Genomic DNA, 11,154 nt, shown 5'->3' with positions numbered 1-11,154 from the left:
TCTGAAACATCATCAAACTTCGCTGCCTTAGTGAAGTCATCTACTTGATCTGCTGTTTGGGCTAAAACTAGGCTAGATATACAGCAAGTGAAGATGCTGAAAGCCAGATTTAATTTAAATGAATTTCTCATGAAATAGCTCTATTTATCTGAAAACATTGGAAAAAGTTTCTTGAGGTTTGGTCGGCTAGCAACTCAACAGGAACCCCCTTTAAATCAGCAACAAATTCTCCGACTTTAGAGACCCAGGCGGGTTCATTAGTCTTGCCGCGATAAGGAATTGGAGCTAGATACGGAGAATCGGTCTCAATGAGCATGCGGTCTAAAGGCACCTGTTTACAGGTTTCCTGAAGATCCTTGGCGCTCTTAAAAGTCACAATCCCAGAAAAAGAGATGTAAAAGCCCATTTCCATGGCTGCCTTGGCAACTTCGGTGCTCTCTGTAAAACAATGCATCACCCCACCAATTTGATCGGCACCCTCCTCTTTAAGGATTCTGAGAGTATCGGCTGAAGATGCACGAGTGTGAATGATGAGAGGCTTTTTAGATGCAATGGCAGCTCGTATGTGGGTCCTAAAGCGCGCTCTTTGCCACTCCATAGATTCATAGCTACGATCACCCATACGATAGTAATCAAGCCCTGTCTCACCAATGGCAATGATTTTGGGATGTTTTGCCTCTTCAACCAAGAATTCAAAACTCGGCTCCGGCGTATCTTCATAATCTGGATGCACACCAACAGAGGCATACAAATGGAAGTGATCCTCGGCAAGTTTTCTTACCTTAGGAAAATCGGGAATATCTACCGAAACGCACAAGGCATGGCTAACCTTGGAGGCAGCCATATTAGACAAAACCTCAGGTAGACGGCTTTGAAATTCAGGGAAATCGAGATGGCAATGTGAGTCTATAAACATGACTCACCATTTTAGTCTTCAAATACCTGCTGGTATTGAGAAAGCAATGCTTCAAGCTGTATACGGGTGGCTAAGGGGTGATTTTCATGACGACGCGCCTGTATTAAAGACTTCCAAAAGCGGAGTAACTTAGGAAGGTTCGCTTGCTGAACAAGGCTCTTAATTGCAGCCTCATGCTTAGGATAGTAGCGAGGTGAACCCATTTGCGCGCAACTTTGCAAGTCAGAAACCCAGCGTTGCATGGTGGCTAACAATGCTGAATAGCGCGCTTTTTGGGTCTTGTCCGCCGCATCCAACCAATTAATGCGAGCACCTTGTGACATTGCCTGCAATAAATATCGCGATGCTTGAATGGCAATAGTGAGCTCATCTTTATCATCCTGATTGTGGCGCGCAATTAAGGAATCTAAAACAGCATAGGGTGCGCCGCCCTGCTCGTCATATATAGACTCGACATCGGCATCACTCATTTTTAAACTGGGGATCTTGCCCAGTTCAGCGCGCAACCAATTTAATCCCGTCAATCGATCTGGTCGTGGCGCAGATAACAAACGGCAACGCGAGCGAATTGTAGGCAAGACGCGATCGAGGCGATCTGCCAGCAAGATGAAGATTGTATTTTTTGGTGGCTCCTCAAGGGATTTGAGCAGGGTATTGGCAGAATCTGATCTCAGCATCTCAAGCGGGTAAACCAAAATTACTCGATTACCACCGCGATGTGAGCCAATAGAGAGACCTTCGATTGCGCTACGAGCATCTTCAATAGAAATACTTTTCTTTTCTTTTTTCTCGGGTGCGTCACCATCAGCATCGGCTTGACTAGATTTAGACTTTTTAGGTGAGTCAGCATCCGCCTCAAAATCTGCATGGGGTAAAAGCTTGCGGTGCGTTTCAGGCACAAGGGCAATAAAGTCAGGGTGGTTACTAGAGTCAAACCACCGACAGGCCTCACATTGATTGCAAGGTTTTGCTCCGGAAGATGTCTCACACAGTAGCGCCTTGGCTAATTCAATAGAAAATTCAAACTTGCCAATACCCGATTGACCATGAATCAAAACTGCATTAGGAAATGCATCCAAGTCAATGCCATTCCAGGCAGACTCTAGCCAAGGAGCAATTTTTTTAGCCGGCTCTTGTGGAAACATCGCATCACTCATTTAAAGATTGATCTTTAGTGACTCAAGCTCATTCCAAATAGCCTCTGGAGTTTTTGTGGCATCAACCAAGTAAAAACGTTTTGGATCTGCCTTGGCTCTACGCAAATATTCTTGACGGACTTTTTCAAAAAAATCTAAGTCCATCTTTTCAAATTTATCTGGCGCCCTCACCTTCGATCTTCTAGCTTCTGCAATTGAGCCAGGTAAATCAAATAGAAACGTCAGATTGGGCTGAAGTAATGAACCATCAGGGCGGCCCTGAACCCATTGCTCAAGATCATTTAACTTCTCTAAACTTAAGCCGCGACCACCACCCTGGTATGCAAAGCTGGCATCCGTAAAGCGATCGGAGATGACAATTTTTCCAGCTTTTAATGCCGGCTCTATAACTTGTGCGATATGTTCGCGACGAGCAGCAAACATGAGCAATGCCTCTGTTTCTAAATTCATGGGGGCATCTAGCAATAAAGTGCGGAGTTGCTCACCTAATGGAGTGCCACCAGGCTCACGAGTCATGACAACTTCGCGATCAGGGTAGCGCTGTTTAATCAAGCTACCAAAAGAATCAATGTGCGTACTTTTGCCGGCACCATCAATACCCTCAAAACTAATGAAGTAACCTGGAAATTGAGCTGTCATATCGGTTGCCGTTAATTGGATTTAGAAGGAGCAGTACGTTTTCGTTGAAATTGATCAACGGCACTTTCATGCTCTTTAAGGGTTTTGGAGAAATGGCTACTGCCATCACCACGTGCCACAAAAAAAATCGCATCACTTTTTGCGGGATGAATCACCGCCTGAAGCGACTCTTTGCTCGTCATGGCTATTGGTGTTGGCGGTAAACCTTTGTGCATATAAGTATTGTAGGGACTGTCCTTGCGTAAATCTGTTTTTCGAAGATTGCCATCAAATTTAGGGCCAATGCCATAAATTACGGTTGGATCAGTTTGCAATGGCATATTTAAATCCAGGCGGTTTATAAAGACCGCTGCAACAAGGGATCTATCACAGGAGCGCCCCGTCTCTTTCTCCACTATCGAGCTCAAAATAAGTAGCTCGTAAGGCGTCTTGACGGGTGATTTTAAATCCCTTAGCTCCCAGGCAGTCGATAGCTGTTTTTGCATTGCCTGAGAAGCCCTTCGATAAATTGATATATCAGAGTCATCTGGATCAAATATGTAGGTATCCGGATAAAAAAGACCCTCATCACCTGGATAAGAAAGGCCGATGGCCTGCAAGAGCTCCTTAGAGCTCATGCCTCTAGTTTGATGAATTAGCGCTGGGTGCTTGTCTATTAGGGCTCTCAGCTGCCATATTGTCATGCCAGGGATGATGGCTAGACTCTCCCTAACTCGATCACCACGTGCAACTTGTAGCAAGATATTTCCCAGGCTGGCGCGAGGGGCAAATAAATAGGTGCCCGGTTTTATTTTGGAGCCTACAAACAAGGCCCTTGATGCAATCTGAACGGTCGCAATATTTGCTGATATGCCCTGATCTGATAATTGTTTCGAAATTGCAGATAAACCTGATTGAGGCGCGATCTTGACCTTGTATGAGGCTCCCTCAGGGAAATTCGATGTAGACGGAACTACGGGCCACAAAAATATTGCCCCATATACAAGGGCAATAAGGACAAGTACGCAAAAAACATAGGGTTTCCAAGCGCCGCCATTTGAATGCTTTATAAAAAGAGTTCTTCTCTGAAATTTTCTGCTCATCAGGCTATGATAAAAGCTCATGACCCGAAGCCCAGAAAATATCCCAATGCACACGACTAGCTTGAACTATGGATCCACCCCTCTGATTGATTGGGGCTTGATCCTTGTTGAAGGACCTGATGCCGCCACTTTGCTCCAAAGTCAATTGAGTAACTCCGTAGTTAGCCTGAGGCGCACAGCCTTGGGCAGCATTGCACAAGGATTGGATTCTGTTCGTTTAGTTGGCTACTGCAGCCCCAAGGGACGACTTTTGGCTAGTGCTTGGCTGGGTTTATTCCCAGAGTCTGCAGATTCAGATGACCGTTTTGCATTATTTATTTCTAAAGACATAGCGGCGAGCACAGCCAAACGATTATCGATGTACGTGCTGCGCTCCAAAGTCAAAGTGGTAGATGCATCAAGCGACTGGGAGGTTTTTGGATCCTACCAACACGTTCAGAGAAGTGAATCTATAGCCACGCCAAATGATTCCATCGCATTGCAAATCCCAGATGTCTTGGCTAAAGATCAATCCTTTAAACGAGTGCTTTTTGCCAAAAGGAAAACGGAATCCACCACTTCATCAGCTCATCAGATCTCAATAAGTCAGTGGAATTCCTTAGAGGTATTGAGTGCAATTCCACGTATTGTGTTGGCAACCCAAGAGCAGTTTGTTCCCCAAATGGTTAACTTTGAATCTGTTGCGGGCGTGGATTTTAAGAAGGGCTGTTACCCAGGCCAGGAAATTGTTGCTCGGAGTCAATATCGCGGGGCAGTAAAGCGTAGATTGCAACTCTCGCACGCTAGCTCGAGCACATCATTGCTAGAACTTGCAAAACCGGGCGTGGAATTATTTCAAGATAGTGATGCCAGTCAACCATGCGGCATGGTGGTTCTTGCTGCAGCTAACCCAGAAAATTCAGATCGGATTGATTTTCAGCTGGAGTGCAAGTTAGACGCTCTTGAGGCCGGAGAAATTCATTTGGGTAACTCTGATGGCCCTGTGTTAAAAATAGATCAACTACCTTATCCTTTATTAGAAATTTAAACACCAGCGATTAATTCATTATGTTATGTGCCTAATTCTCTTCGCCTGGAAATCTCACCCAGACTACCCCTTGGTGGTCGCGGCGAATCGAGATGAGTTTTACGAACGCGACACTGATCCTATGGGCTGGTGGTCAGAGCACCCTCACCTATTGGCTGGCAAGGATCGGGCGGATGTTTTAGGTAGCCCGGGAACATGGCTGGGCTTTACAAAGACCGGTCGCTTTGCTGCCCTCACCAATGTCAGATCGCCTAGCGAAAAAAATCCCGGCGCAAGAACCCGTGGCGAACTCAGTCTTCGCTACCTGACCGGTCATCACAAACCACATGCGTACATACAAGAGAATTCCAAGCGTTTCGAGCAATACAACGGCTTTAATTTATTGATGGCAGATCTGAGTGATCCAGCAAATGCCGAAATGCATTGGGTCAGCAATCGCCTCATGATGGGTCAAAATATCCGCCCAAGAAAAGTATTTCCTGAGCAGTCCCTCAGCCCTGGGGTCTATGGCCTATCCAATGCCATGCTCGATACCCCATGGCCTAAAGTGAATCACCGGGTTGCGGCGTTCGCCCAAAGATTAGCCATGGATAGTGGTCAACTTAAAAATGCGGATCACTATTTACGCGTATTGGCCGATACGCATGAAGCCAGCCCACAGGAGTTGCCTAGCACTGGTGTCAACCCAGATTGGGAGAAGGCACTATCAGCTGCATTCATCAAGACCCCTTCTTACGGGACACGCTCGAGTACTATTTTGCGTGTTCGCAAAGATGGTCAATTCGAGATGGTTGAGAGACGGTTTGATGCAAACGGCACCGTAGGCCACGACGTTGTTACTGGAGAGCTCAGCGCCGCCCCAGGATCAAACCTCTCCGTCTAACTGCTCAACAAACACTGCACTATTTTTTCTGGCGCGAGTCCTCATTAATGACTCGTTCACCATTTGCATTTTTAGTTGCCAAGCGTTTTAGAAACTGAAAAGTTCCTGTTGACATACAGCAGATTTCACCTTGATCGTTGTAGAGCTTAGCCTCACAAAAGGCCATCGTAGCTGTGCGCCGTACAGTATCTGCTTTAACCCGCAAGATGCCATTAGCAGCCTGCATAAAATTATTCTTCATTTCTACAGTCACCACACTGCGATCACCAGGATCACTAGAGCGAGCAGCAACTGCCATGGCTACATCCATGAGGGTGAGCAATACGCCGCCATGGGCTACGTCCCAAGTATTGGTGTGCTCAGGTTTAAGAGCTAAAAGTATTTCGCCCTTACCCATTTCAGCGCTAATAAGACGCACGCCAAGTAGTTTTAAAAAGGGGACATTCAGCTCTTCGCCCAGGTTGGCAAGCTGAGTTGCCGCATTCAGTTGTACTTTATTTGTCATAGGGTCATTTTAGAGGCTTCTGCGACGCTTGTGAATTGCCCATAGAATACAAATATGCCGTTTACCCTTCGTGGCGATGATGTGTGCCAAGCAACCCCACCTACCCCGCTACCCCATCCTTATTGGGTTGCATTTTCACCCTCTGTCGCCAAGCTGATTGGCCTAGAGCTTGGGGATGATGACGTGCCAAAAGATCCTGATTGGTTAGAGGTTTTGGCAGGAAATCAACTAAATGTGGGAGCGCTGACTTTTTCAAACCCAATTTCAACGGCTTACAGCGGACATCAATTTGGCTTATGGGCAGGGCAATTGGGTGATGGTCGCGCCATTTTGCTAGGCGATATCAATGAGCTAGAACTGCAATTAAAAGGCGCTGGCAGAACACATTACTCCAGAATGGGAGATGGACGAGCCGTCCTGCGATCTTCAATTCGTGAGTTTTTATGTAGCGAAGCAATGCATGCTCTTGGCATCCCCACCAGTCGCGCTCTTGCACTGGTTGGATCAAAGCAGGCTGTTCGCAGAGAAACTATGGAAACTGCAGCGGTATGTTCTCGTGTCGCACCAAGTTTTATTCGCATCGGACACTTTGAGCACTTTGCATCACTTCAGAATATTGTTCGCTTGCAAGAGTTGGCAGATCTCCTGATTACTAAATTCTATCCAGGGTGCGAATCCAAAAAAGATCCCTACCTCAACCTATTTAAGCAAATAAGTGTGCGCAATGCGAAATTGGTTGCTTCTTGGCAAGCTGTGGGTTTTTGTCATGGAGTTTTGAATAGTGACAACATCAGCGCCTTGGGCCTAACTATTGACTATGGTCCTTTCGGATTTTTAGATCACTTTGAAATTGATCACATATGCAATCACAGTGATCATGGGGGGCGATATGCATATCACCGACAGCCCCAGATCATGCATTGGAATATGGCCTGTCTTGCCAGCGCAATGCTTCCCCTATTGGAACTAGAGCATTCTGCAGAAGAATCTCAAGACCTTTTACGCTCCGCTCTGGAAGAATTTCCCCGTATCTATGCGAAAGAATGGCAACGGGCATTTCGACTAAAACTAGGGTTGCAATCAGAGCAAGATGGTGACATTCAACTAATTGAACGACTTCTACAGGCGATGCACGACTCAAAAGTTGATTTCACGAATTTATTCCGCGGTCTTGCTAATATCAAAAAAGATTCCGCACCATTAGCGCTTCCGCAAAGAAATGAATTTGTCGATCGCGAAAATATTGATCAATGGTTTACCGACTACATCAATAGACTGCAATCCGAGGCTTTAACCGATAATTCCAGAAAAAATCTGATGGATCGAGTCAATCCTAAGTACATTCTTAGAAATCATCTGGCCCAAATTGCTATCGATAAAGCACAACAAGATGATTTCTCTGAAGTGGATACCTTATTCAAGATTCTAAGTAAGCCATTCGATGAGCAGCTAGCATTTGATGACTACTCAAAACCACCACCACTCGATATGCAGCGGGTTGCAGTTAGCTGCTCCTCATAATCCAAAACCCTTTAAAGCCATGACCAAGAAAACAGATCAAGAATATAAAAATGCACTAAGCGATATCCAGTATCGCGTTACGCGTGAGGCGGCAACAGAAAGGCCATTTTCTGGGGAGTTTTGGGATCACTGGGCGCATGGTCAATATCGCTGCATTTGCTGTGATAAACCTCTCTTTGCATCATCCACCAAATTTGATGCTGGTTGCGGATGGCCAAGTTACAACGCGCCTGAAGATAATGGTGCAATCACTGAAATTCGGGATGTATCTCATGGCATGATTCGCACTGAAGTGCGCTGCACTCAATGCGATGCCCATTTGGGGCACGTATTTGAAGATGGCCCTCAGCCAACCGGTCTACGTTACTGTATTAACTCGGCATCCTTGAAATTTGAACCATCCGAGAATTCTACCCCTGGTAAAGCCGAGTAATTCTTAAATAGCTGGATAATCACTGTATGAAATTTTTATTCGACCTCTTCCCTATCATCCTCTTTTTTATTGCCTTTAAATTTGGTGATATCTACACTGCAACCATCGTGGCGATGGTTGCCACAATTGGACAAATTCTCTGGGTTTACTATCGCCATCGCAAAATTGATGCGATGCAGTGGGTCAGCCTAGTCATGATTCTGGTTTTCGGTAGCTTGACCATATTTCTACACGACAAGACCTTTATTCAACTCAAACCAACCGCCCTCTATTGGCTATTTGCAGGCGCGCTATTGATTAGCGCTCAGTTTTTTCAAAAGAACTGGATTCAGGTATTGATGGGCAAACAGATTACGTTGAAAGAACATAGCTCCAAATCCGTTTGGCATCAAGTGAATATGGCCTGGGCATGCTTCTTCTTCTTGATGGGTGCGCTCAATCTGTACATTGCTTTTGAGTTCTCCGAGGAGACTTGGGTTAACTTCAAGCTATTTGGTAGTACTGGATTATTGGTTGTGTTTGTCATTCTTCAAGGAATCTGGCTAAGCCGCCATATGGAGCACCCTGCAGAATGAGCATCAACCAGCAGAGAATTACACTCTTTGAAGCAGATTTGAGATCAGCTTTTCAAGTCGCGAAATTAAATATCGAGGATGAAAGCCATTTGCATGCAGGTCATGCGGGTGCCGCTTCTGGTGGCGGACATTTCAAAGTCACGATCGTGGCCCCAGAATTTGAGGGAATGAATAAGGTGGCTCGGCATAGAGCCATCTACGCAGCCTTAAATAAGCACTTTCCAGAAGCCATTCACGCCCTCACTATTCTGGCATTCACCCCTAGTGAAAGCACTAATTAAGCCCAGATTGATTTAAGATTCTACTTTACCTCTACTTATATTCACTAGCCCATGTTGAACACACGCCAAATTTTGACCATTAGCGCTTTTAGTCTTGTATTTCTCTCATCGGCAGCTCATGCGCAAAATGCTGCCATTGTGAATGGCAAACCTATTCCAAAAGCGCAGTTGGATAAATTGATTCAAAAATCAAACCAACCGGATAGCCCTCAAGTTCGCGATCAAGGCAGGGAAATGTTGGTGACTCGCGAGCTCATTCTGCAAGAAGCCAATAATCGCGGTATCACCCAAAAAGAATCTGTTCGAGAGCAGTTAGAACAATCTAAGATGGGCGTGTTGATTGCGGCCGTGCTTGAAGATTTCGTCGAAAGAGAAGGTGTAACTGAGGCTGAGCTAAAAGCTGCTTACGAGCAAGTTAAAGGGCAGTACACCGGTAAGGAATATCACGTTGAACATATCCTCGTGGAAAAAGAGGCTGATGCTAAAGCCATTACTGCACAAATTAAGGCCGGCGGTAACTTCGAGCAGATTGCCAAGGAAAAGTCTAAAGATCCTGGTTCTGCACCCAATGGCGGCGATCTTGGCTGGGTCAGCGATAAATCACTTGTTCCAGAATTCTCAAAAGCCATGGTGCAACTTAAAAAAGGTCAGGTCACAGATAAGCCGGTAAAAACTCAGTACGGTTGGCATGTCATCAAATTAGACGATGTGCGTGATGTTAAGGCGCCTAGCATGGATGAAATTAAGGATCAATTAAAGCAGATGATCACTGCCGATCAGAATTGGCAAAAAGCAAAATTCTCCGAGTTAATGCAAAAGCTTCGAGCCAAGGCCAAGATCCAATAAGCTCAGATCCGCTTAGATTCAAAAACCCAGACTAATCCCCTGGGTTTTTTCTTGCCCAACATGAAACTACTTTTACCTTTATATTTAAATAATGATGATCCTACACACCATGCTCAGAGTCGGCAATATGACTCGCTCGATTGATTTCTATACCAAAGTTTTAGGAATGAACTTGCTTCGCACTAGTGAACGTCCGGAGCAAAAATACTCACTCGCATTTGTAGGCTTTGGAACAGGAAATGCAGATGGGCAATCTGAGATTGAGCTCACCTATAACCATGGTGTTGATAACTATGACCTAGGTAGCGCTTACGGACACATCGCCATTGGCGTTCCTGACGCTTATGCCGCCTGTGAAAAAATTAAGTCTGCCGGTGGAAATATTACGCGCGAAGCCGGTCCGGTGATGGGCGGCGATACTGTAATTGCCTTTGTTACAGATCCAGATGGTTACAAAATTGAATTAATTCAACATTAAATTCTCCATAATCTAGTTGAAGCAAGGCGCCACCCAACTTCGAGTCATTGAAAGCCTTTCAGGGATTGATGAAGGCAATTGGAGCAATCTCCTTGCACCTAATGCAGGACCTTTTTTACAGTATGCATTTCTTAATGCACTAGAAAAAACTGGTTGCGTTGGTGGCAATACAGGCTGGCAGGTAGCTCATTTACTTGTTGAAGATTCTGAATCTACTCTGCTTGGAGCAATGCCGCTCTACCTCAAGCGGCACTCCTATGGCGAGTTTGTATTTGATTGGGCATGGGCACAGGCATATGAACAAAATAATATGCCTTATTACCCAAAGGCTTTATCTGCCATCCCTTTTACCCCGGTTCGCGGGCCTAGATTGCTGGTATCGCCAAAGGCTGATAGGGATGCTGTAATGGAAATCTTGGTCTCAGGCTTGAAAACACTGGTAAGCCAAAATGACCTTTCCTCCGCCCACGTGCTCTTTCCAGAAAATGATGAATTAGAGCAATTCAAGAAACAAGGTTTCATGATGCGTGATTCTGTCCAATTTCATTGGCATAACGCGGGATATACAGACTTTGAGGAATTTCTCTCTGCGTTGACGATGAAGCGTCGTAAGAATATTCGGCGAGAACGTGCTGCTGTTGCTAAGCATCCCATTAGCTATCGCCATGTTCCTGGATCAATCGCCACAAAAGAGGACTGGGCTTTCTTTTATCGCTGTTATGAAAACACCTACATAGAGCACCGCTCGTCCCCCTATTTAACAGAAGAATGCGTTCAATTACTGGGTAGTAGCATGCCTGAAAATTTTCAT

General features: G+C 45.4%; 14 protein-coding genes. 9 read left to right on the top strand and 5 right to left on the bottom strand.

The genetic code is table 11. The annotated features are described in order from the left end of the window. Positions 1–127: 127 nt before the first annotated feature. The 4 genes from B7X71_RS07490 to mltG are packed head-to-tail and all read right to left on the bottom strand — an operon-like array spanning position 128 to position 3,794. Positions 128–916 (bottom strand): TatD family hydrolase, encoded by a 789-nt coding sequence (locus B7X71_RS07490; RefSeq protein ID WP_293597627.1) that lies wholly within the window; start codon positions 914–916, stop codon positions 128–130. Positions 917–927: 11 nt separating this feature from the next. Then, positions 928–2,061: a DNA polymerase III subunit delta' gene (locus tag B7X71_RS07485; RefSeq protein WP_293600454.1), complete on the bottom strand. Its 1,134-nt coding sequence runs from the start codon at positions 2,059–2,061 to the stop codon at positions 928–930. Between the two features lie 12 nt (positions 2,062–2,073). Next, positions 2,074–2,712 carry a dTMP kinase gene (tmk, locus tag B7X71_RS07480; RefSeq protein WP_293600453.1) on the bottom strand — a complete coding sequence of 213 codons (639 nt, stop codon included), beginning with the start codon at positions 2,710–2,712 and terminating at the stop codon, positions 2,074–2,076. 11 nt (positions 2,713–2,723) lie between these two features. Next, entirely contained in the window at positions 2,724–3,794 is a 1,071-nt protein-coding gene (gene mltG, locus B7X71_RS07475) for an endolytic transglycosylase MltG (RefSeq protein WP_293597624.1), read from the bottom strand. A 19-nt stretch (positions 3,795–3,813) separates the two neighbouring features. On the opposite strand from mltG, the gene B7X71_RS07470 reads away from it, so the two are divergent. Then, positions 3,814–4,821, top strand: coding sequence for a folate-binding protein (locus B7X71_RS07470; protein ID WP_293597623.1), 1,008 nt, complete (start codon positions 3,814–3,816; stop codon positions 4,819–4,821). A gap of 25 nt (positions 4,822–4,846) precedes the next feature. After that, the gene (locus B7X71_RS07465; protein WP_293597622.1) at positions 4,847–5,704 is read left to right on the top strand and encodes an NRDE family protein; all 858 of its coding nucleotides are present in this window, start codon (positions 4,847–4,849) and stop codon (positions 5,702–5,704) included. 19 nt (positions 5,705–5,723) lie between these two features. Here B7X71_RS07465 and B7X71_RS07460 read toward each other — a convergent pair whose 3' ends face one another. Then, positions 5,724–6,209, bottom strand: coding sequence for a PaaI family thioesterase (locus B7X71_RS07460; protein WP_293597621.1), 486 nt, complete (start codon positions 6,207–6,209; stop codon positions 5,724–5,726). A 54-nt stretch (positions 6,210–6,263) separates the two neighbouring features. On the opposite strand from B7X71_RS07460, the gene B7X71_RS07455 reads away from it, so the two are divergent. The 7 genes from B7X71_RS07455 to B7X71_RS07425 form a co-directional block, all read left to right on the top strand. Then, a complete protein-coding gene (locus tag B7X71_RS07455; RefSeq protein ID WP_293597620.1) occupies positions 6,264–7,730 on the top strand; it encodes a protein adenylyltransferase SelO in 1,467 nt (488 codons plus the stop codon). Positions 7,731–7,749: 19 nt separating this feature from the next. Further along, positions 7,750–8,163: a peptide-methionine (R)-S-oxide reductase MsrB gene (msrB, locus tag B7X71_RS07450; RefSeq protein WP_293597619.1), complete on the top strand. Its 414-nt coding sequence runs from the start codon at positions 7,750–7,752 to the stop codon at positions 8,161–8,163. A gap of 26 nt (positions 8,164–8,189) precedes the next feature. Next, a complete protein-coding gene (locus B7X71_RS07445; RefSeq protein WP_293597618.1) occupies positions 8,190–8,738 on the top strand; it encodes a septation protein A in 549 nt (182 codons plus the stop codon). Further along, complete coding sequence (locus B7X71_RS07440; protein ID WP_293597617.1) at positions 8,735–9,019, top strand: BolA family protein; 285 nt, start codon at positions 8,735–8,737, stop codon at positions 9,017–9,019. Before B7X71_RS07445 ends, B7X71_RS07440 begins: the two co-directional genes overlap by 4 nt. Before the next feature lie 51 nt (positions 9,020–9,070). Continuing rightward, on the top strand, positions 9,071–9,865 hold the full coding sequence (locus tag B7X71_RS07435) for a peptidylprolyl isomerase (protein WP_293597616.1): 795 nt from the start codon (positions 9,071–9,073) through the stop codon (positions 9,863–9,865). 91 nt (positions 9,866–9,956) lie between these two features. Then, entirely contained in the window at positions 9,957–10,343 is a 387-nt protein-coding gene (gene gloA, locus B7X71_RS07430) for a lactoylglutathione lyase (protein ID WP_293597615.1), read from the top strand. 16 nt (positions 10,344–10,359) lie between these two features. Beyond that, positions 10,360–11,154 (top strand): peptidogalycan biosysnthesis protein (locus B7X71_RS07425; protein WP_293600452.1); only part of this gene is annotated, 795 nt, incomplete at its 3' end.

The organism is Polynucleobacter sp. 39-46-10, assembly GCF_002282275.1.
The sequence above is the reverse complement of the archived record's forward strand: the minus strand, read 5'-3'. Positions and strand labels throughout refer to the sequence as shown.